The 21,275-nt window shown below is 64.3% G+C and carries 17 protein-coding genes; 5 read left to right on the top strand and 12 right to left on the bottom strand.

What is annotated here, in order from left to right; translation table 11 throughout:
* Positions 1-51 precede the first annotated feature (51 nt).
* Complete coding sequence (locus tag OCL88_RS00465) at positions 52-1,533, bottom strand: NAD-dependent succinate-semialdehyde dehydrogenase (RefSeq protein WP_264961222.1); 1,482 nt, start codon at positions 1,531-1,533, stop codon at positions 52-54.
* Between the two features lie 160 nt (positions 1,534-1,693).
* Positions 1,694-2,584 (bottom strand): 16S rRNA (cytidine(1402)-2'-O)-methyltransferase, encoded by an 891-nt coding sequence (gene rsmI, locus OCL88_RS00470; RefSeq protein WP_410868116.1) that lies wholly within the window; start codon positions 2,582-2,584, stop codon positions 1,694-1,696.
* Between the two features lie 106 nt (positions 2,585-2,690).
* Between rsmI and OCL88_RS00475 the strand changes: the two genes are divergently transcribed.
* On the top strand, positions 2,691-4,496 hold the full coding sequence (locus OCL88_RS00475; RefSeq protein ID WP_410868100.1) for a dolichyl-phosphate-mannose--protein mannosyltransferase: 1,806 nt from the start codon (positions 2,691-2,693) through the stop codon (positions 4,494-4,496).
* Between the two features lie 64 nt (positions 4,497-4,560).
* Complete coding sequence (locus tag OCL88_RS00480) at positions 4,561-6,393, top strand: AMP-dependent synthetase/ligase (protein ID WP_264961224.1); 1,833 nt, start codon at positions 4,561-4,563, stop codon at positions 6,391-6,393.
* Positions 6,394-6,417: 24 nt separating this feature from the next.
* Here the strand turns inward: OCL88_RS00480 and OCL88_RS00485 are convergent, their stop codons facing one another.
* Positions 6,418-7,602, bottom strand: coding sequence for a TIGR01906 family membrane protein (locus OCL88_RS00485; RefSeq protein WP_264961225.1), 1,185 nt, complete (start codon positions 7,600-7,602; stop codon positions 6,418-6,420).
* Between the two features lie 139 nt (positions 7,603-7,741).
* Positions 7,742-8,737, bottom strand: a complete 996-nt coding sequence (locus tag OCL88_RS00490) for a stage II sporulation protein M (RefSeq protein ID WP_264961226.1) — start codon at positions 8,735-8,737, stop codon at positions 7,742-7,744.
* A 116-nt stretch (positions 8,738-8,853) separates the two neighbouring features.
* On the opposite strand from OCL88_RS00490, the gene OCL88_RS00495 reads away from it, so the two are divergent.
* Positions 8,854-9,657, top strand: coding sequence for an RDD family protein (locus OCL88_RS00495; RefSeq protein WP_264961227.1), 804 nt, complete (start codon positions 8,854-8,856; stop codon positions 9,655-9,657).
* Between the two features lie 79 nt (positions 9,658-9,736).
* On the opposite strand, the gene OCL88_RS00500 is transcribed toward OCL88_RS00495, so the two are convergent.
* The 4 genes from OCL88_RS00500 to OCL88_RS00515 form a co-directional block, all read right to left on the bottom strand.
* Positions 9,737-10,954: a L,D-transpeptidase gene (locus OCL88_RS00500; RefSeq protein WP_264961228.1), complete on the bottom strand. Its 1,218-nt coding sequence runs from the start codon at positions 10,952-10,954 to the stop codon at positions 9,737-9,739.
* A 107-nt stretch (positions 10,955-11,061) separates the two neighbouring features.
* A complete protein-coding gene (ahcY, locus tag OCL88_RS00505; RefSeq protein ID WP_264961229.1) occupies positions 11,062-12,540 on the bottom strand; it encodes an adenosylhomocysteinase in 1,479 nt (492 codons plus the stop codon).
* Between the two features lie 44 nt (positions 12,541-12,584).
* Positions 12,585-12,773, bottom strand: coding sequence for a hypothetical protein (locus OCL88_RS00510; RefSeq protein WP_062099075.1), 189 nt, complete (start codon positions 12,771-12,773; stop codon positions 12,585-12,587).
* Positions 12,774-12,905: 132 nt separating this feature from the next.
* Positions 12,906-13,283: a DUF3499 domain-containing protein gene (locus OCL88_RS00515; RefSeq protein ID WP_031216227.1), complete on the bottom strand. Its 378-nt coding sequence runs from the start codon at positions 13,281-13,283 to the stop codon at positions 12,906-12,908.
* 143 nt (positions 13,284-13,426) lie between these two features.
* On the opposite strand from OCL88_RS00515, the gene OCL88_RS00520 reads away from it, so the two are divergent.
* On the top strand, positions 13,427-13,945 hold the full coding sequence (locus tag OCL88_RS00520; RefSeq protein ID WP_021471482.1) for a metallopeptidase family protein: 519 nt from the start codon (positions 13,427-13,429) through the stop codon (positions 13,943-13,945).
* Positions 13,946-14,005: 60 nt separating this feature from the next.
* Here the strand turns inward: OCL88_RS00520 and OCL88_RS00525 are convergent, their stop codons facing one another.
* Genes OCL88_RS00525 through OCL88_RS00535 form a run of 3 tightly spaced genes read right to left on the bottom strand, consistent with a single transcriptional unit; the run spans position 14,006 to position 19,522 of the window.
* Positions 14,006-15,637, bottom strand: coding sequence for a DUF5719 family protein (locus tag OCL88_RS00525; protein ID WP_264961230.1), 1,632 nt, complete (start codon positions 15,635-15,637; stop codon positions 14,006-14,008).
* Positions 15,630-18,965 (bottom strand): glycosyltransferase family 2 protein, encoded by a 3,336-nt coding sequence (locus OCL88_RS00530; protein ID WP_264961231.1) that lies wholly within the window; start codon positions 18,963-18,965, stop codon positions 15,630-15,632. The genes OCL88_RS00525 and OCL88_RS00530 overlap by 8 nt, the downstream gene beginning before the upstream one ends.
* An 11-nt stretch (positions 18,966-18,976) precedes the next feature.
* Positions 18,977-19,522, bottom strand: a complete 546-nt coding sequence (locus OCL88_RS00535; protein ID WP_021471485.1) for a WhiB family transcriptional regulator — start codon at positions 19,520-19,522, stop codon at positions 18,977-18,979.
* A 368-nt stretch (positions 19,523-19,890) separates the two neighbouring features.
* Between OCL88_RS00535 and OCL88_RS00540 the strand changes: the two genes are divergently transcribed.
* Positions 19,891-20,586: a TIGR03089 family protein gene (locus OCL88_RS00540; protein WP_264961232.1), complete on the top strand. Its 696-nt coding sequence runs from the start codon at positions 19,891-19,893 to the stop codon at positions 20,584-20,586.
* Positions 20,587-20,591: 5 nt separating this feature from the next.
* Here OCL88_RS00540 and OCL88_RS00545 read toward each other — a convergent pair whose 3' ends face one another.
* On the bottom strand, positions 20,592-21,164 hold the full coding sequence (locus tag OCL88_RS00545) for a GtrA family protein (protein WP_264961233.1): 573 nt from the start codon (positions 21,162-21,164) through the stop codon (positions 20,592-20,594).
* Positions 21,165-21,275: the final 111 nt, after the last annotated feature.

A 21,275-nucleotide genomic window follows, 5' to 3' on the forward strand; every position in this document is an offset into this window, starting at 1 on the left:
CTTTCCTGCATCTACCGGCTTGTTGCGGGAGCGGTGGACACGGAAGGGATGCTAGTCGGCGTAGGGGTCCGCGATACCTACGTACTGGGTGTAGAGGTACTCTTCGATGCCCTCTGCGCCGCCTTCGCGGCCCAGGCCGGACTGCTTGACGCCGCCGAACGGAGCAGCGGCGTTGGAGATGACTCCGGCGTTCAGGCCGAGCATGCCGGTCTCGAGCTTCTCGCTGACACGCAGGCCGCGGTTGAGGTCCTTGGTGAAGACGTAGGCAACCAGGCCGTATTCGGTGTTGTTGGCCAGGCGGACTGCGTCGTCTTCGGTGGAGAACGTGATGATCGGGGCAACCGGTCCGAAGATTTCTTCCTTGAGGATGCGGGCGTCCTCGGCCACGTTCTTCAGCACGGTGGGCTGGTAGAAGTAGCCGGGACCGTCGACGGCGGCACCACCGGTGACTGCCTCGGCGCCGCCTGCGACTGCCTCGCTGACCAGGGCGTGGACGCCGTCGCGGGCTTTGCCGTCGATCAGCGGGCCAACCTTGGATTCGGGCTCGGTGCCGCGGGCGGTGGTGAGGGAACCGATCTTCGCTGCGAACTTCTCAGCGAAAGCGTCGGCAACGGACTCGTGGACGATGAAGCGGTTGGCTGCTGTGCAGGCCTCGCCCATGTTGCGCATCTTCGCAGCAATGGCGCCTTCAACGGCCTTGTCCAGGTCGGCGTCTTCGAAGACGACGAACGGGGCGTTGCCGCCCAGTTCCATGGAGGTGCGCAGGACCTTGTCCGCGGCCTCACGGATGAGGGCCTGCCCCACCGGGGTGGAGCCGGTGAAGGAGATCTTGCGGAGACGGTCATCCTTGATCAGCGGGCCGGTGACGGCACCTGCGGTGGAGGTCTGGATGACGTTCAGGACACCTGCGGGAAGGCCGGCTTCCTGCATGACCTGTGCAAAGAGGAGGCTCGTCAGCGGGGTGAGGTTGGCGGGCTTGAGCACCATGGTGCAACCGGCGGCAACCGCGGGGGCAATCTTGCGGGTGGCCATGGCCAGCGGGAAGTTCCACGGAGTGATCAGCAGGCAGGGACCCACGGGCTTCTTCTGGACCAGGAGGCGGTTCTTGCCGTCCGGGGCTGCGGAGTAGCGGCCGGAGACACGGACTGCTTCTTCGGAGAACCAGCGCAGGAACTCGGCACCGTAGGTTACTTCACCGCGGGCTTCGGCCAGGGGCTTGCCCATTTCGAGGGTCATCAGCAGTGCGAAGTCTTCGGCACGCTCTGTCACCATGTCGAACGCCCGGCGCAGGATTTCGCCGCGTTCGCGCGGTGCCGTGCGGGCCCAGTCGGCCTGGGCAGCAGCGGCTGCGTCCAGGGCAGCGGCGCCGTCTTCCGGACCGGCGTCGGAGATGCTGAGCAGCACCTTGCCCGTGGCCGGGTCCTCAACATCAAAGGTCTTTCCGGATCCCGCGGGGCGCCACTGACCGTTGATCAGCAGGCCAGTAGGGACGGAAGCCAGCAGTTCGCTTTCGCGTTCAGCCGTGACAGTCATGGCGACTCCTTCGTCTTGGGTGCTTTGGAGTGTTGCACCACTAGGGTTCCTTGCCAGAAGTGGCTTGAATTACTGCCACGGTACTGCCCGGCCGGAAGGAGTGTCTACGCCTGTGCGCACTGCACAGCGCCCCCTTAATTGTGCAGCTGCACAGCACTTCCTAGCGCGCCGCGAGGACCGCCGCGTAGAGTTCGCGCTTGCTGATGCGGGCATCTTCGGCAACTGCGGCCACGGCCTCTTTCAGGCGGATGCCTTGGGTTACCAGCTCATTGACAGCCGCCACGTGGTCTTCCGGTTTTCCGGGCGCCTGTTCAGGTGCACCGCCCACCACCACGGCGATTTCCCCACGGACCTCGTTGTTCTCGGCCCATTCCAGGAGTTCGCGCAAGGACCCGCGGATGACTTCCTCGTAGGTTTTTGTCAGCTCACGGCACACCGCTCCACGCCGCTCCGGACCAAACCGCTCATGGAGGGCACGCAACATCACTTCGAGCCGGTGCGGGGCCTCGAAGAACACCATGGTGCGGCGTTCGTCGGCCAGCTCGCCCAGCCGGGAATTCCGCTCCCCGGATTTGCGGGGCAGGAAGCCTTCAAAGCAGAAGCGGTCCGTCGGGAGGCCGGACAACGCCAGGGCAGTCAGCACCGCCGAAGGGCCGGGAACCGCGGTGACGGTCAGGCCCGCGGCAACAGCGCCTTCGACCAGACGGAAGCCGGGGTCGGAAACCGCAGGCATGCCCGCGTCACTGACCATGAGGATGCTCTTGCCCTCGCGCACCTGGTCCAGAAGTTCGCCGGTCTTGGCCACCTCATTGTGCTCGTGGTAGCTGATCACGCGGCCGGATACCTCAACGCCAAGGGCTTGGACCAGGCGATGGAGCCGGCGGGTGTCCTCCGCAGCGATGATGTCCGATGTGCCGAGGAGCTCGATCAGCCGCGAGGATGCGTCGCCCACATTGCCGATCGGTGTGGCGGCCAGGACGATCCTGCCAATACCGGGGGTTCCCCGCTCCGGAGACTGCACGGTTTCCGGAGCGGAAAATTCATCATCCAGGGGGTTCTCAACAGGGGTGCTGCGTTCTTCGTCCACTTGCCAAGCCTACTGCCCCGGCCAGCCGTTCAAAGGCAGTTCCGGTTTCTCCCAAGGACGGAAAGGTAGCATGGGGCGGGTGAACCAGTCGTCCGTTCCTGCCACCGATTCCGGAACTGCCGAATCGCCGGTCCCCTCCCGGGACACCGACGGAACGGCGGCCGCTGACACGAAAGAACCGGTAAGGGAACTGACTACTTGGGAGCTCCCGCAAAACCACCGAAAGGACGCCCGGCTTAAGCCGCGCGGGCTGGAGCGGCAATCCTGGATCGCACGGCCGGCTGAAGCCTTCACCTCGAAGAGCCTCCGGAACCGCCTCATTGGCGGCATTCACAGCTGGCGGGACTACCCGCCGTCGTTGCGTCTCTGGTTTTGGCTCATCCCTGCCCTGACCGCCGTCCTGGCCGGCGTACTCCGCTTCGTCCGCCTTGAGGTTCCGCACAGCCTCGTGTTCGACGAGACCTACTACGTCAAGGACGCCTACTCCTACCTGGTGAGTGGCTACGAACGGAGCTGGCCGGCCAAGGCCAATGATTCCTTCAACGCCGGCAACCCCGACGTCCTCCTGAACAGTCCTGAGTATGTAGTCCACCCGCCTGTGGGCAAGTGGATGATCGCGTTCGGCATGTGGCTTTTCGGAGCAGACAACCCCTTCGGGTGGCGATTCGGCGCGGCTTTGATCGGTACACTGACGGTTTTCCTGGTGTCCCTGATCGCACTCAAGCTCTTCCGCTCGCACACCCTCGGTCTGGTTGCCGGAGTGCTGCTTGCAGTGGACGGCCACCACCTGGTGCTCTCCAGGACATCCCTGCTGGATATTTTCCTGGCCTTCTGGATCCTGGCTGCGTTCGGCGCCTTGCTGTTGGACCGCGACGACGGCCGCCGTCGTTTGGCTTCCCGGCTCGCCGCACAAGCGGCTGCTTCGCCCGGCGGGGTGCCATCCCCGCTTCAACTCCTCTCCGGACCATGGCTGGGCATGCGTTGGTGGCGCCTGGTTGCGGGCCTATGCCTCGGCTTGGCGGTGGGCACCAAGTGGTCCGCCCTCTCCTTCGTGGCCGTGTTCGGTCTGATGACGGTCTTCTGGGACATGAGTGCCCGCAGGATTGCAGGAATCCGGAGCTGGGCCAGCGCGGCGATCATCAAGGACGGCATCGCGGCCTTCTTCACCATCATCCCCGTCGTATGCGTGACGTATGTGGCCACCTGGACCGGGTGGTTCCTGTCCAAGGACGCCTATTACCGCCAATGGGCTGCCACCAACCCTTCGCCCGGCTGGGACTGGCTGCCCAACCCGATTCGCTCCCTGGCGCACTACCACCTGGAGGCGTACAAGTTCCATCAGGGCCTCAGCTCGGACCACCCATACGAATCGAGTCCCTGGACGTGGCTGGTGATGGGCCGGCCCACGTCCTTCTACTACCAGGCCCCCAAGCAGGGCACGTCCGGTTGCGTTGTTGAAACGTGCTCCTCGGCGATCCTTCCAGTCGGAAACCCCGTCGTGTGGTGGGGCGGCACCATTGCCCTGGTCATCCTTCTTTTTTGGTGGGCGGGCCGGCGTGACTGGCGTGCCGGAGCCATCCTGGCCGGGGTCGCCGCAGGCTATCTCCCGTGGTTCATGTATCCCGAACGCACCATGTTCGTGTTCTATGCAGTGTCCTTCGAGCCCTTCCTGGTCCTTGCCCTCACCTACGTCCTCGGCTTGGCGCTGGGGCGGAGCAACGATCCACCCTGGCGGCGCCGCTCAGGGCTGTACGTCGTGGGTCTCGTGGTGATGCTCGCTGTGATTGCCACGGCATTCTTCTACCCCGTCCTGACGGCAGAGGTCATCAGTTACCAGGACTGGCGGATGAGGATGTGGATGCCTTCATGGATTTAGGCTGATCCATGGAAGAGATGCGCGGGCAACGGCACATAGCCAAGCCCGGAAAGCGAGGAGGGTCGTGAGGGAAGCAAGCACAGAGCTTCTGGTGGAGGCCGATGAGGACAGCAACGTCACGGACCTCCTCCTGGAACGGTGCAACAAAGATCCCTTTGGCATCCTCTATGCCCACAAGACACCCAACGGCTGGTTGAACGTCACGGCATCCCGGTTCCTGGCCGACGTCAGCGCACTCGCCAAGGGCCTGATTGCAGGAGGACTCAACCCCGGAGATCCGGTGGCTGTCCTCTCCCGCTCCAGCTTTGAGTGGACGCTGGTGGATTTCGCCATTTGGATGGCCGGCGGGGTTACCGTTCCCATTTACGAGACGTCATCGGCAAGCCAGATCGAATGGATCCTGGTGGACTCCGGAGCCCGCCGCGTCTTCGTCGAGGACACAGCCAAGGCTGAACTGGTCCGGACTGTGGTGGACAAGTCGGCCGCCCTGGGTGATGACCTGGTCACCATCATCCGCATGGAACACGAAGGTGAGGCACCGCACCTGACCAGCGTGTCCGCCGTCGGGACCGGCATCACCGACGCTGAGCTGGAACGGCAACGCAGCGCCGCGAACCTGGCTGATGTCGCATCGATTGTCTACACCTCCGGCACCACGGGCAGGCCAAAGGGGTGCGAAATCACCCATGGCAACTTTGTCCGCATCACCCGCAACGTCATTCCTTTCCTGCCTGAACTGCTCATGCAGCCGGGGGCAAGGACCCTGATGTTCCTGCCGTTGGCCCATGTCCTGGCGCGGGCAGTGCAGGTGGTCTCAATGACCGGCGGGATCACCATGGGCCACAGCGCAGGAGCGAGCGGGTTGATGGATGACCTCGGCGCCTTCAAACCGACGTTCCTGCTGGCTGTCCCCCGCATCTTCGAAAAGGTCTACGCCGGAGCCGGGCACAAGGCTGCCATGAGCGGCAAAGGGCGGCTCTTCGCCGCGGCATCGTCAACGGCCGTGGAATATTCGACGGCGGCTGCCCTCGCCTCGCGCGGGCAGGGCACCGGGCCCGGCTGGACGTTGCGCGCCAAGCATGCGGTGTTCAACAAGCTCCTCTACCCCAAAGTCCGTGAGGTCTTCGGCGGGGCCGTGGGCTACACGGTTTCCGGCGCCAGTCCCCTGAGCCTTCGGGAGAACCACTTCTTCCACGGGGCCGGCGTTCCTGTCCTGGAAGGCTACGGGCTGACCGAAACCACTGCCCCCTGCACGGTCAACACACCCAGCATGTTCCGCATCGGCACCGTAGGCATTCCCCTCCCCGGGACCACCATCCGGATAGCCGCCGACGGAGAAATCCTGGTGAAGGGCATCGGCGTCTTCAAGGGTTACCACAACAACCCGGCCGCCACGGAGGCAGCGTTCGTCGACGGGTTCTTCCGAACGGGAGACCTCGGCGAACTCGACCAGGACGGATTCCTCACCATCACCGGCCGCAAGAAGGACCTGCTGGTCACTGCCGGTGGCAAGAACATCGCCCCGGCACCGCTGGAGGAGAAGCTCCGTGAACACCAACTGGTGGGCCAGGCAGTGGTCGTCGGCGATGGAAAGCCGTTCGTTGCCGCATTGATCGCCCTCGATCCTGAAGGACTCGCGGATTGGTGCGCGGAGAACAAGCTCGGTGCGCTTTCCCTCCAGGAAGCATCCACAGACCCGCGGGTACGCGCTGAAGTGCAGTCCGCCGTTGATGAAGCCAACAAGCTGGTGTCCGCCGCAGAGTCCATCCGGAAGTTCGACTTCATCACCAGCGAACTCACCGAAGAATCGGGCCACCTCACGCCGTCGCTGAAGCTGAAGCGCGATGTGGTGACGAACGACTTCGCCAAGCTGGTGGAGAAGCTCTACGCAAAGTAGCGCCACCTGGGCTGAAAAGCAGCCTTACCGCGTGGTGCTTGCTGATTCCTTCGTGGGGTCTGCAGCCTCGGCCTCAACATCGGCAGCTTCGTCGGCATCCGCCGACTTGGCTCCCAGACCGCGACGACGGCGCGTGGGCCACGTCAGGATGAAGGTCACCGTGGCTGCCAGGAACACCAGGGCGCCGATGACGATTCCGGCATCGACCCAGAACTGGCCGGGGAAAAGGCGGATGAGCGTATCCTCGAGCGAGAAAGTCCACGTGCCGCTGGCGAAGAAGATGCGGTGGAACTCGGTGAAGAACTGCTGCCAGCTCAGGACAGCCAACACGGCAAGACCGATGATGATCACCAGCGTGACGATCGAGCCGGCGAACAGGCCGCGGCGGACACCGCCGTCGCTCTTCTTCCGGAGGTACATGATGGCGATGAAGCTCAGGATGATCAGCAGGAGGCCGGCCCCGAAGGAAGACAGGATGACCAGCTTGACGTCGGCCATGTGGGAAACTTCGGAGTCCTTGAACAGCTGGTTGCCGTCCTCATGAACCAGGCCGCCCAAGTACCGCGGACCAGCCCAGTTGCTGAGGTAGTCCACGGCGTAGGAGCCGTAGGTCATGCGGTCCTCGGTGCTGAACCCGTAGCCGTCCCCGGGGAAACCCGGCCGGTTGTACTCGATCCAGAGGAACAGGGGGCTGGCTACTGCACGGACGGCAAGCACCAGCAAGATGATGGGAAAGAAAATCGCGAGCAGCACTTGGAAGATGCGGGGCGCCAATGGCTTCACCTTGGCCGCTTGCTCGCGCTCTGCGTTGCGGCGGGCAACTTCCTCTTCGGGCGGACGGACCTGAAGGGCCGACGTCGGTAACGGCTCCGAGTGCGACGCGCCGCCGGTTGGTTTGCCGGCAGGGGAAGAACCTGCGAACAGCGGGGGCTCGGGCTCAGTTTCCGCAGCTTCGGCGGCCTTGCGGCCGGCGCGGCTTTCGGGCTGGGTTCCAGCGCGGCTTTCGGGCTGGGCTCCCGTCGGGGCCGCGGGTTGGGATCCAGTCGTGGGCGCCGGCTGGGCTTTTGTTGCTGCATCGGCTGGGGCGGAGTTCCCCGCAGCCGACGTGGCGCCGGACGATGCGGGCTTCATCCATTCGAAGGCCGGTTCATCGGGATCGTCGTGGACGTCCGTGTCCGGTTCTTGTGGTTTCGGGCTCTTGTCGCTCACAGCGGTTTCACTTCCGTAGGCATCGACCGGCCACTGCGTGCTGCCGGATTCTTGTCTGCATTCGAGCCTACAGTCCGCCCTTGCACCGAAACAGGAGCCACCCCGCCGTCGGCAAGATTGAAACGTAACTGTAAGGTGCCTACGCAGCTATGCCCCGGTATCCGGCGTCGTTCGTTTCCAGGTCTCCCGTTTCCCCGGCGCGGAAGGCACGTCCGCCCAGCAGCAGCGCGTACACCCAGTAGGCGGCGAGGACCATCGCCCCGATAGTGATCTTGGCCCACACCGGCAAGGGGCTGGGCGTCACGAATGCTTCTACGACGCCGGAGACAAGCAGCACCAGAACCAGTCCCAGCGTAACGGTCACCAAGGACCGGCCTTCCTCCGCAACAGCCTGGAGCCGGGTTCTCGGGCCCGGTTGGACCATGGCCCAGAAGATCTTTAATCCGGCTGCGCAAGCAATGAAGACGGCCGTCAGTTCCATCAGGCCATGCGGGAGGATGTAACTGAAGAAGATGTCCAGCTTCCCGGTCGCCACGAAGACTCCGGCCGCGGCTCCTACCGCCTGGGCGTTGAGGAAGAGGATCATGGGCACCCAGAATCCGGTGATGCCGAAGGCAACAGCCTGCGCGGAGATCCAGGCATTGTTGGTCCACACGGCACCGGCGAATGATGCTGCGGGATTTTCGGAATAGTAGTCGATGAAGTCGTCCTCGACGTACCGGCGGATATTGTCGTCGCTGCCGAATACCGCCCGCAAGGCCTCCGGCGAGGTACCGATCCACAACGCATACGCCCCACCCACCGCCAAGAAGAAAAGTCCGCACCACACGGTCAGCCAACGGATCCGGTAGAAAGCCGCAGGCAACGCGATCACAAAGAAGTGGGCCAGGTCTTCCATGAAGTTGGACCTGGCCCCTGTAAACCGGGTACGGGCCTGGGCCAAGGCTGCGGACAGGGACGACGACAAGGCCGATTCCGGCGCCACGGAACGGATCAGCGAGAGGTGCGCTGACACGGTTTGGTACAGCCTCAGCAACTCGTCGGCCTCTTCCCCGGTCAGCCGCCGTTTATGGGCCAGGTAAGTAAGCCTGGACCATTTGCTCCCGTTGACGGCTGAGAAGGCATCAATGTCCACGGCTCCACCCTAGTCCCTGACACGCGCGCGGCAGCGGGGACGCGGCTAGACTCAGTGCAGCAAAGGCAGGTCATGCTTTTCGCAGGGCAAAAAGCTACGAGAGAGGCGGCGCCCGGTTGAGTTCAATCGTCACAGGCGAGGCAGTAGTCCTTGAACTGCGCCCAGCATCATTCGCCGCCCGCGCCCTGGGCCTGGTCCTGGACGTCATCGCGAACGTCGTGCTGCTCATCCTGCTGATCATCCTCGTCGGCTTCGCCGCACCGGACCTGGACGCGGCCGCAACGCGGGCCATCATCCTGGCCTGCGTCGTTTTCTCGTTCGTCATCGTCCCGGTCACGGTGGAAACCCTCACCCGTGGTCGTTCCCTGGGCAAGCTTGCCGCAGGACTCCGCATTGTCCGCGACGACGGCGGTTCCATCCGGTTCCGGCATGCGGTTATCCGCGGCCTGCTCGGATTCCTCGAAATCTACGTGACGTTTGGTGGACTCGCCATTGGTGTGGCGCTGTTCAGCGAGAAGTCCAAACGGTTGGGTGACATCGTGGCCGGAACATACTCCCTTCGCCAGAGGGTTCCTGTGGAACCGCGTATCCTCCCTGCCGCGCCACCGTACCTTCAAGCGTGGGTGGCCATGGCCGACATCGGGCGCATCCCGGACAATACCGCGCGCCGTGCGGCGACGTTCGTCCAACAGGCGTATCGGATGGCGCCGGCATCGCGAACCAACATGGCCATTGCCTTGGCTTCCGAACTTGCCAGCTATGTGGCTCCGCCCCCGCCGGCAGGAACCATGCCCGGAGATTACATCGGGGCAGTCCTGGGCGAACGCCGGAACCGGGAGTACGAGCGGCTCAAGCGTGCCGAGCAACGCAATCTGGCCACCGGTGAAAGGCTCCGCAAGCTGCCGTTCACGGAGCGCTGACTGCACCCAAGCAGGTCGCCTTAGTGCGCGTTTAGACCCGTCATAACGCGCTTAACTGCGACCCACTTGGGTTAGGGGCCTACCTTTGGGCGTAGCTTGCCCATGGAATGTTCCAGTCACCGAAGCCTTCGAGCGGCTCGACGGCGGGGGCGCCCGTGTTGAGGATCTGCACGACGTCGCCGGTCTTCATGTTGTTGAAGAACCAGGCGGCATCCTCAGGCAAGAGGCCTACGCAACCGTGCGACACATTGGCGCGTCCGATGGCACCCCAGGCGGCCTCCAAAGCCTGGTGAACGTAGACGCCGGACCACGTCAGCCGGTTGGCGTACTCCACCACCAGCGGCGGATAGTAGCCCTTGTCCCCCGGCTTCAGCCCGATGGTCCCGGCGTTGAAGTTGGAGTGGCGTTCCTGCTCCATGATCACCGCATAGCCCGTGGGCGAGAGCCAGTCCTCCCCGCCCAGGGACACCGGCGCTGTGTGTGCCAGCTTGCCGTCGATGTACACGTTCATGGTCTTGGTGGTGTCATCAACCACGGCTATGCGCTGCGGACCGGTGGTGAAGGTGGACGTGACGTCCCCGTTCCCGATCATTCCGTTGCCGAAGTCGACGCCCAGGAGTTTCATGTCCACCGTGACAGTGGTTCCCGCGGCCCAGAAGGCTTCGGGCCGGATGCGTACCTTCTTGTCCGAGTACCAGTGCCACGCCACCGGCTGTCCCGAGGAGACAGTGATAGCAACGCGCTTTTCCATGGCGGCCTTGTCCAGGATCGGTTCGCTGAAGTTGATCTCGATCGGCTGGCCTGATCCTGCCACGGTGCCGTTGCGGGGATAGATGGACGCGTCAGCTTCATAGGCTGCCGAGACGGTGGTGAAAGTCTGGTTTCTGGTGGTTTCCTTGCCGGCGGAGTCCGCCACCGTAAAGGAGTAGCTGTACTGGGTCTTGAACTTCAGGACCTCCAGCGTGGTCCACGTGCTGCCGTCCGGACTGATCTTCCCTTGCACGGGAGTACCCCCGTCAGCAGGAACCAGGCGGACGTCCTTGATTTTGCCGTTGACTGCTTTGACCTGCGGGCCGACCACCGGATTCCACTCCACCGCGCCATCGAGCGGAGTGACGCCCAGTTCCACAGGCTTGGCCTCGGGAGCTGGCGACTGCACCATTCCGGGGTCATTGGAAGCGGAACCCGGCAGCAGGCCGGGGATGGTGGCCACACCGATCCCGCCGGCCACAATGGCCGCGCAGATCCCGATGATCGCAACAACCTTGCCTGTTTTCCGCTTTGCGACTTCGGTCATGGTTCCTGTCTTCCTGTCCCCCGGCAGCTTTACTGAACAGTCAATTTTAGCCGAAAGGCCGGCCACGCAGATTCGCGTGTCCGGCCTTCCAGTTCTTGCCACAAGGCTTAGTAGCGATAATGCTCCGGCTTGTAGGGACCGGCAACGTCGAGGTCCAGGTATTCGGCCTGTTCCTTGCTCAGTTCGGTCAGCTCCACACCAAGCGCGTCAAGGTGGAGGCGTGCCACCTTCTCGTCGAGGATCTTCGGCAGGACGTAAACCTGCTTCTCATACTCACGTTCACCGGCAGGCTGATCGCGCTTGGTCCAGAGTTCGATCTGCGCGATGGTCTGGTTGGCGAAGGAGTTGCTCATGACGAACGACGGGTGGCCCGTGGCATTGCCAAGGTTCAGGAGGCGGCCTTCGGAGAGCACGATGATGGAGCGCTCGTTGTCCGTTCCGGAGTCGAAGACCCATTCGTGGACCTGCGGCTTGATTTCAACCTTCTTGACGCCGGGAAGCTTGGCGAGCCCTGCGATGTCGATCTCGTTGTCGAAGTGGCCGATGTTGCCCACAATCGCCTTGTTCTTCATGCCCACCATGTGCTCGGCCAGGATAACGTCCTTGTTGCCGGTGGTGGTGATGAAGATGTCACCCTGCGCCAGAACCGTCTCCAGCTTGGCGACCTGGTATCCGTCCATGGCGGCCTGCAGGGCACAAATGGGGTCGATCTCGGTAACCACGACGCGGGAACCCTGGCCCCGGAGCGCCTCGGCCGCACCCTTGCCGACGTCGCCATAGCCACAAACGACGGCGACCTTGCCGCCCATGAGGACGTCGGTGGCCCGGTTGATGCCATCAGGGAGGGAGTGGCGGATGCCGTATTTGTTGTCGAACTTGCTCTTGGTCACGGAGTCGTTGACGTTGATGGCCGGGAAGAGGAGCTTGCCCTGCTCGGCGAGCTGGTACAGGCGGTGGACACCCGTGGTGGTCTCCTCGGTGACGCCCTTAATGCGGGCCGCGGTGCGCGTCCACTTCTGCGGGTCCTCGGCAAGCGTGCGGCGAAGGACGTCCAGGATGATGCCGTATTCCTCGGGGTCCTCGTCGGTTGTAGCCGGGACAGCCCCGGCGGCTTCGAACTCAACGCCCTTATGCAGCAGGAGCGTTGCGTCGCCGCCGTCGTCGAGGATCATGTTGGGGCCCAACTCCGGGTTGCTGTCGGCACCCGGCCAGGTGAGGATCTGCTCTGCGGTCCACCAGTACTCTTCCAGGGTTTCGCCCTTCCAGGCGAAGACGGGAACACCCTGCGGGTCTTGCGGAGTTCCCTTGCCAACCACGACGGCGGCCGCGGCCTCATCCTGGGTGGAGAAAATGTTGCACGATGCCCAGCGGACTTCGGCGCCCAAAGCGGTGAGGGTCTCAATCAGCACGGCAGTCTGCACGGTCATGTGCAGCGAGCCGGCAATCCGGGCACCCTTCAGGGGCTGGGAGGCGCCGAATTCTGCGCGCAGCGACATCAGACCCGGCATTTCGTGTTCGGCGAGGCGGATCTGGTGGCGTCCGGCCTCGGCCAGGGAGATGTCGGCTACTTTGTAGTCAAAAGTCATGGGTGTCCTTCGATGTACCTTGTGGAATTCGTGTCTTGGGAGAATCAGGCGTCGGCGGCCGGAAGAAGGTCCGGCGGCAGGAGCAGGGGAATTCCGTCTTCGATTCCGTAACGGACCTTGTTGCCGGCGGCGTCGGCCTCCGTGGAGACGAGCTCCTCGCCTTCCTGCACCAGCGCAGACCCTGTCACCGGGCAACGCAGGATGGACAACAGTTCAGGACTTACCTTTGGCATGGTGAATGCTCCCTGGATGGCGCCGGGCATGGCGCCACGGGCTGATTGTTCTGCAGGTTCCAGCCTACCGCGCGGGACTAACCGTCACGGAGCCGGCGAAATATTGCCTCCGTGCCCGGGCTGGCCGCCAGGTCAGGAAGGTTCGCGCAGGACCCTCAGGTGTCCCCTTCGGGTGCCCTCAACTGCGGCAGGCGGTTCCACCGGAGTGCGCGGGGTACGGGCAGGGCTTTCCGGTGCTGCGGATGCGGCTTCCCGCACTGCGTTCGCAAGGGCCAGCAGATCATCCGGCCCCGGCTGCGGCGGGGTGCCCGGCATGGCCAGGCGAAGCACTTCCCATCCCCGCGGGACGGTCAGCGTCTCCGCGTGCTGGGCACAGAGGTCATAGGCGTGGGGTTCGGCGTACGTTGCCAACGGACCCAGAACGGCGGTCGACTCGGCATAGACGTACGTCAAAGTAGCTACCGCTGACTGGCGGCAGGCTGATCTTGAACACTGGCGAATAGCACCCACAACATCCCAGATTAGCCGCTGTTGACCCCTGGAGCATGCATTGACGGGCACAGCAGGCCGCTTTTCGGCACCAAAGCAGGGCCCGACGGCGGCGCCGGCCCCATGATGTCGCGCTGGCGGTTGGGCGGGACTACAGTCGTTGTATGCAGTCACAGCCACAGGTTCCTGGCTTCACCATCCAGTGGAATGAGGCCAACGGCAGTCAGGCCACTGACCCTGCTGCGCAAGCCCCCCGCGGGTTCCGGCGGCGCCGTCGCAACCGTCACGGGCGGGGCCTGCGGGGCGAGCTGATGCTACCCAACCTTCCGGGCTTCCGGTCCCGCTCCGAGCGCTTCGATGACATGGTGCTCGACTCGGCCGAACGGCTGCAGGAGATGTGGGGCCAGCAACTCGATGGCGTGCTCTTTGCCGTGGATGAGATCCCGCCCCGGCTGGAGCAGCTGGTCGCCGAACGCACGGCAGCGCCCATGGGGGCATACACGCCGGCCCGTGGAGGCGAACCTCCCATGATCACGGTGTACCGGCGGGTTGTTGAACAGGCTGCGGGCACCCGCGAGGAACTCCAGGACCTGGTCCATGACGTTGTGGTGGAGTACACGGCCGAGATGCTCGGAGTGCCACCTGAGACGCTCGACCCCGTGTACCGCCGTCGTTATCAGTAGGACGGCGTGCCGGCAGCCTCAAGCCGGACTGCACCGCGTACCGCGCCGGCTGCAGGCCGCTCAGTAACCGACCGTGACGGGTACCTTCCGCAGGCCGTCCGCGGCGTCCTGAATGGCCAGCACGGACACGTCGGGACGGTCTTTGTTTCCCAGGACCACGGAACCGTAGACCGGATCACCTTCAGCTGAAACCACGTAACCCGCTACCGCAGCACCGCCCGACGTCGCCGGGAGCTCGATCAGGGACGTCGTGCCGCCGGACATATCGACGTCCACGGACTTCCCGACCTTGCCATCGGCGGTCACCGGGGCATAGCTCACGGTTGCCCGCCCTTCCGGCACCCCGAAACTGAAGAAGCTCTGGCCCGCACGCGGAGCAGCTACCAAGTGCTGGCTGCCCAGACGGGAAGCAGAAGGGGACCAGGCAAAGTCGGCCGGTGAGTCAGCCTTGGCTCCCCGGACAACGCGGGTGGAGGCCACGAACGCCACGTCCGAGCTCGCCGTGACGGTGTAACTGCCGGAAGGAAGTCCGTCCAGCTTCAACGACGCAACAGTGCCGCCCTTCACGGTCACCACTCCCCCGTCGGGGATTTGCCGTTCTCCGTTGGCGCCGTAGACCTTCACCTGCACCACGGCGTCACTGGAGCCCGGAACGGCCAGTTGGAGCGACGGGACAGCATCGGTGAAACCTGGCTTCCCGCCGAGTGCCTGAACAGCTGCGGCGTCCTGGATATCGACGCCGGACATCACCTGAAGCGTGGACGGCGCCGTGCCGGGCGAGAGGAAATCGACGCCGCCGGGGACAAGCCCCCGCAGGGCGCTCTGCTGGATGGTTCCGGCCACGGGCCCGCCGGTACTGCGGACGTGCACCGCCAGTTCCGACTCGTTCGGGGCCAATCCAGCCAGGTTCACCGAGCGTGTGGTCCCCGGCGCGACCAGGAGGCCCCTGGCACCGGGAGCTTGGATCTGCCCCTGGGCACCAAAGAGGTCCAGGCTGACCGTGGCAGGGGTCTCGGACGCATTGCTGAGGTTGAGCACCGCAGTCCGGCCCAAAGCCGTGTTGGCGCCGAGCAACCATGAGTCGTTTCCGGGTTGCTGGCACTGCGCGGCCGCCATGCCCCGCAGGTCACCGTCCGTGGCCGAATAGCTGAGGTTTGCCGACAGGGAAGCCTGTTCGTTTCCGATCGCATCCGCGCCCACCACTGCCGGGGACGTCACGGACGTGATGGAAGCAACGGCTGCGGCCAGCACGGGCGGACCCGGCGTGGGCGAGGGCGTGCTGGTGGGAGCCTGGGCGATCCTGGCTATGCCCTTGCCGTCCAGGGACGTGACGTTGCTTCCGGGGACCGTTCCGGCCGGATTGCTGAGGACGACGGCGTTGAGCGCACTCGTCGCGGTTGTCGATACCGGGCTGAAGTCGGCATCGGTATCCACATCGGTTCCAGTGACCAACCGGGCAGGCTCAGGGCAGACGCCAAGCGACCGCCCGGCAGGGACATCGGCTTGCTTCACTTCGACGTTGCTGCTGCCCGTTGGACCGGGAACCATTCCGGATGCTGCCACGGCGCCTCCCCCGGCGGCCAGGATCACCACAGCGGACACCACGCCGCCGACAACGCCCTTATTGGAACCGCGCCGGCTCTTGGAATTGCGCCGGTTGTCCCGGCCCGCTTTCTCCTGCTCGTCAGACACTGCTGTACTCCTTACGGAGGGAAACTTCGTCCCTTGTCATGCCGGTCCGGGAACGGCGGGCGGGTACGGGTACGGCCAGGAGTGCCGTGAGCCCGAATACCAGCACCTGCAGGATTCCCAGCCATAGGGCCCAGGGGTTGGTGTGGCGAATTTCAAGGTGCCCGCCGGTGGCGGGAAGTTCGAAGGCCTGGGACCAGCCGGACGTCGTGGCAGGGAGCTCCTTGCCGTCCAACCACGCCTTCCAGCCGGTGTCGAAGCGCTCAGCGAGTACCACCTTGCGCCCCGGGTCGCCTGGGGGCACGTCCCCGGCCACGCTCACGTCCTCGGAAGGCAGGGCACCGATCACGGTGTCCTTGGCGTCAATGATCCGTGCGCGGACAGCGGTGTCCGAGACCGTGGTGGCCGCCGCTCCGCGCGGAGTGACGCGCCACAGCCATCCAGCTTCGGTTTGCCCCACAGCAACAAGTCCGGGAACTGCGTCGATCCGGCTGGCGGTCAGTTGCGCGGCGCTGTCCGCAGCCTTGAGGACCACGAAACCTGCGCCGAGTTGTTCCAGATCAGCACGTGGATCCACCCCCGTGCTCGCCACGATCGTCGCTACGGCCCTGCGGAGCGAGGCGGTTGCGGCGTCGTCGGTGTTCATTTCCTCCCGGCCCGGCGCACCGCTGATGGTGCGGGCCGAGGCGATCGTGGAAAGGCTGTCCAGAGTGGTACCGGCACCCCGCATCAATGACGACGTGAACTCGCCCTGCTCGCCGCTGGTGATAACCAGCGTCCTGGTACGCTCGGGTCCCTCGCCGCGGTCGACGGCGGTGGCCGGCAGGGTGGCGGTCGCCACCGCCCGGACCTGTCGTGGAGCGCCGAGTGAGGCGGCCGCACCGGCCTGCGCACGTTGGGTCGTCGGGGCATCCGATTGCAGGACATTCTGCGCTACCCAAGCGCCCATGCCGGCCAACGGGCCGGCCAACAGGACGGCGACGGTGACGCCCGAGACGGCTCCGCGCAGCGACGGCTTCCAATGCCCTGCACCCGCGGACCGGGACGTGCCGAAGATACGGTCGGCGCCGATCATCGCAGCACCCAACAGCAGTACCCCGGCCGCCGAAACAGCCGGTCCCGTGAAGGGGCCGGCCAGTACGTTGTTGTTCACGCCCGTAGCCACATGCCCGAACAACCAGCTGCAGGCAAGAGTGGCCAGGGCGGCCAGCCAGAAAATACGGGCCAGGACCATGCGCTTACCGGGCAGGAACAAGGCGACGACAGCAAGCGCCAGCACCGGGACGCCGATCAGCAATGCAAGGATGAGGGCCCAGGGAACCGACCCCGGTCCAAAGAGCCCCAGACCGGTTAGTCCGCCGTCGACGTCGAACGCCAGCGGCTGCCCAAGGAGTTGCTGCCAAAGCGGTGCAGCTTCGAAGAACCGGGGCACGCCGGGATCGGCGAGCAAGGAGCGGGGACGGTCCGCGGCGGAAATCGCATACGGGATAAAGAGTGCGGCGCTGGGCAGAAGCGACCACCACAACGTTTTTCCCCGACGTCCCAAAACAACGGCAGCCAGGACGATGGCTACGGCGATGGGCCCCAGCAACGAGGGAGCTGATGCCGTAATGGCAGCCATCACCAGGCCCGCTGCAGCAGCTGCGGTCCATGAGGGCACTCCGTTGACCCCGGGCTTGCTTCGGCCCTGGGCGGGACGGCGGGCGGGGAGTTGGTGCCGGCCACCGTTGGCCAATGCTGAACCGGACGCCCGCAACAGCGCCAAGAGCAGCAAGGGCATCAGGACATGTGCCACGAGGGCACCAAGACGGCCCTCATTGACGGCAATCAAAAGTGCAGGCGCGCTCCCCCAGACAAGGGCCGCTACCATCCTGAAACGGCGGAGTCTCGTCAACGCACCAACGGCGAACCAAGCGCCCAGTGCGGACAGGGGCAGGGCCAGGACCAACAGCCAGCTCATCGCTGCGTTGCCGTCGCCCCAGCCCAGGATGGAGATCGCCCACAGAACGTATCCGAATGGATCACCATGGCCGGGCAATCCGGCGCCCAACGAAATCCACCACGTGGAGGCGTTGTCCCACATGGCTCCCGGAGTCGCGGACACCGGCAGGAGGCTTCCTCCTGTAACTGCTCCCGTGCGGAGAAGCCCGAGAAGTCCCACCATCGCTGCGGCAAGGGTGACGAGGACCGCTGCCACCGCTCCGGTCCCCACCCAACCGCGCTCGTTCGTGGCCAGTGCCGCGAAGTCGTCCGTGGAGTCTCCGCTGGGTTCCGGTGCCAGGAGATCGGAGACCTCTTGGCGCTCTTCAGGGGGTCGGATGGCTTCCAGCAGCGAACGCCGGTGCGCGCGGACCTCGCGCGAGGAGCGTTGGAGTCCCCGGACCACGGTCCGGTGCAGGCTCCGCGTCCGGGAGGCTGAGCGTCGGCTTCGCACCACTGCCATTGGACGGGCAAGGGCGGAAACCGTGGAGGTGAATTGCGAGAAGCCGTAGCCGGGTTCCTTCACCAGGATGCTGAGGACCAGGCGCAGCAAAGAGCCCAGCAGCGCGCCCACAGCGTGGAACGGCACTTTCCACCAGGCAGTGTGTTTGAGGCGGAGGTGGATCTGGGCCTTGCGGGCAGCCGCGGAGGTTCCCAGGCCGTTGGGGCGGTGCTCCACGTGGAACATCCGTGCGCTGGGAACAACAACCACGCGGTTGCCTGCAAGCCAGTTCCGCCAGCAGAAGTCGACGTCATCGCCGCTCCCGGGCAGTGCTGGGTCGAAGCCGCCAAACTGCTCCCAGACATCGCGTCGGATCAACATGCCTGCCGAATTGACCGCGAAGGTGTCGGTGCGGGCATCGTATTGGCCCTGGTCCACCTCGTCTGCGTCGATCAGCGTCAGGCGTTCTGCCCATCGGCTCGTGGACAAGCCCACATCAACCAAGTGCCGCTCGTTGTCCCAGCCCAACTGTTTGCAACCGGCAACTGTGACCGACGTAGTCCGCTCAACGGCGTGGAGGAGTTCCGCCAGCGCATCCGGGGCCGGGGCCGCGTCATCATGAAGCAACCAGATCCATTCCGTTGTTTCCGACGACGTTGATCCGGCGGGAGCCAACTGCTCCAATCCGGACCGGACGGCAGAACCAAACCCGGCTTTTGCGTGGTGGTGAAGTTCCACCACGTTTGAATCGCCGAGGACATTGCGGAGCAGTTCCGCCGAATGGTCGGTCGATCCAGCATCAACGCCAATGGCGGCATCTGCCGAACGCGTCTGGTTCGACAATGCCGCCAATGTCCTGGGGAGATAGTTCCCGCCGTCGTGGGCAACCACGACGGCGGTAACGTGCACTTCCTTAAGAATTAGACCGCTCGCTTCCTTAGCCGACGACGCTCACGCTCGGAGAGGCCGCCCCAAATACCGAATCGTTCGTCGTTCGCGAGGGCGTACTCAAGGCACTGCGAGCGGACGTTGCACGCTCCGCAGACCTTCTTGGCGTCCCTGGTGGAACCGCCTTTTTCAGGGAAGAACGCTTCGGGGTCGGTCTGTGCGCACAGCGCATCCGTCTGCCAGCCAAGCTCACCTTCATCATCGAAGTCAGCCTGCGTAGGCAACCCGATCCAGACAGGCTGCACCGGGTTTTCAAGCGGACGGCGCAACTCCATGGGTGGATCGTCAAGTTCGTCCTCAGCCGCGGCGGGGTCGTCCCCGATCAAGGCCTCGTGGGCTGCGAGGAGCGCCGTTGCCTGCTCCTCCAGCGATTGCTGCACGTTCTGGTTGTATTTCTCTGCCGCTTCGGGATCCGCCGGATCCACATACCAATCCCCGGGTACTTCCCGCGACCGGTATTTCACCGACGCGTGTTCTGCGACGACTGCATCTTCCTGGATACGCAACGCTTGCCCCATGGCGTCCCTCCTGATTTTGCAGCTGCTGCTTGGATGTTTTCCGATTCCCGGTGTTTGTTCCGGTCCTCTGTGCAGCGGCGTTTGATTACTAATTACACGTGTGTAACTAGCTGCCAGTCAAGCCGCGCCGGGATAATAATCAAGAATCTGTAGAAACGTGGGCTGCGCCACGCCCAACGTTTTGGGACCGACCCCCGGGCGTGGCGGAACCAAAACGAAAGCGTCGTCCCGCTTGCCGCCCGCGTACCCCGGCTTTCCGCGGATTCCCGCCATGGCTGCCGGCCCCGCCAGCGAATGGACTAATTCTGGTGTGCGGCATTTCACACAGGGCATCCCGCTGCCCGTGCAACGCGTGCCAAGATGGACCCATGAGTATCCCGGCAGCCAACTTGATGTCCGCCCTGCGATCCGGCCACTCCACCTCGCCGAGGCTCACGTGGTACGGCCCCGACTCCGAACGGGTGGAATTGTCCGGCCGGGTCCTGGACAACTGGGTGGCCAAAACCAGCAACCTGCTGCAGGACGAACTCGACGCCGAACCGGGCACGGCCATCAGGATCGATCTCCCTGCGCACTGGAAGTCCTTTGTGTGGGCGCTGGCCGCTTGGCAGCTCGGCATGGAAGTTGTTCTGGACGGCTCAGCCGCAGATCTGCTGGTGACTAATGATCCCTCTGACCACCCGGGCGCGGCATACGACGCTGTCGTGGCTGTACCCCTCGCGGCGCTGGCCATGAGCTGGCCGGGCGAGCTGCCTCCCGGCGTCGTTGACTACGCTGCCGAAGTGCGTTCCCACGGTGACGTATTCATGGTGCACAACGAGCCCACCCCGGAACTCGCAGCCGTGCGTGGCAACGCCGGCTATGCCCACGCGGATCTTATGGAGCAGTTTGCGGAAGCCGCCCAGCCCGGCGTCCGTCTGCTGGTGCGGGCCTCCGAAGGACTGGAGTCCGGACTGTCGGCAGCTCTTGGCGCCTGGCAGGGGGACGGTTCAGTGGTGTTGGTGCACGAGGATGTGGACGTGACCGAGCATCTGCTCGAGAACGAGCGCGTTAGCCGTTCGTAGGCCCGTCAACCGTTCTTTATGCGGGGAAACTCGCCCGTTGGAGGTCCGGCGTGGCCGGCATCGGCGGTTCCGCCCTGGGCTTTGTGGTGGACCTCGAGGATCTCGTGGTCGTGCGAGAACTCGGGCTCTGCATCGAGTTCTTCGTTGAAGACCCAGAAACGGTAGGCGAAGAACCGGAAGATCGTCCCGAGGATCAAGCCCACTACGCTGCCGGCGATGAACAGTGATGGTTTGTCATTGAGGTTGAGGATGTACTTGGCAACCCACACGCAGCCCGACGCAATGAGAAGCCCGACGAAGTTCATGACGGCAAAGAGAACGGCCTCACGGACAACATTCGCTTGCTTCCGGTGACGGAAGGTCCAGAACCTGTTGGCAATCCAGGAAAAAATACTCGCAACGATCGTCGCGATCGCCTTGGCCCAGACCTCGCTGCCGTGCATGGGACCCGAAAAGAGCCAAATGAAAACGGCGGAGTCAATGACGAAAGCTACACCTCCAACGGCGCCGAACTTGGCTACTTCGCGCCAGAAGAGCGAGGCAAGTCCGCGGATGCGATCTGCAAGTGTGGTGATCATGACCCTCCAAGGCCGTTGAAAATTAGGGCCGGTGGGCCTCATCCATTTTAGCGCCGATTTTTTTGGGTTGCCTTGGAGCAGCCTGTACAGACGCTGTTTGACGGTACTTCC

Origin of the sequence: Paenarthrobacter sp. PAE-2 (assembly GCF_026013155.1) — a bacterium.
Lineage (GTDB): Bacteria > Actinomycetota > Actinomycetes > Actinomycetales > Micrococcaceae > Arthrobacter > Arthrobacter ureafaciens.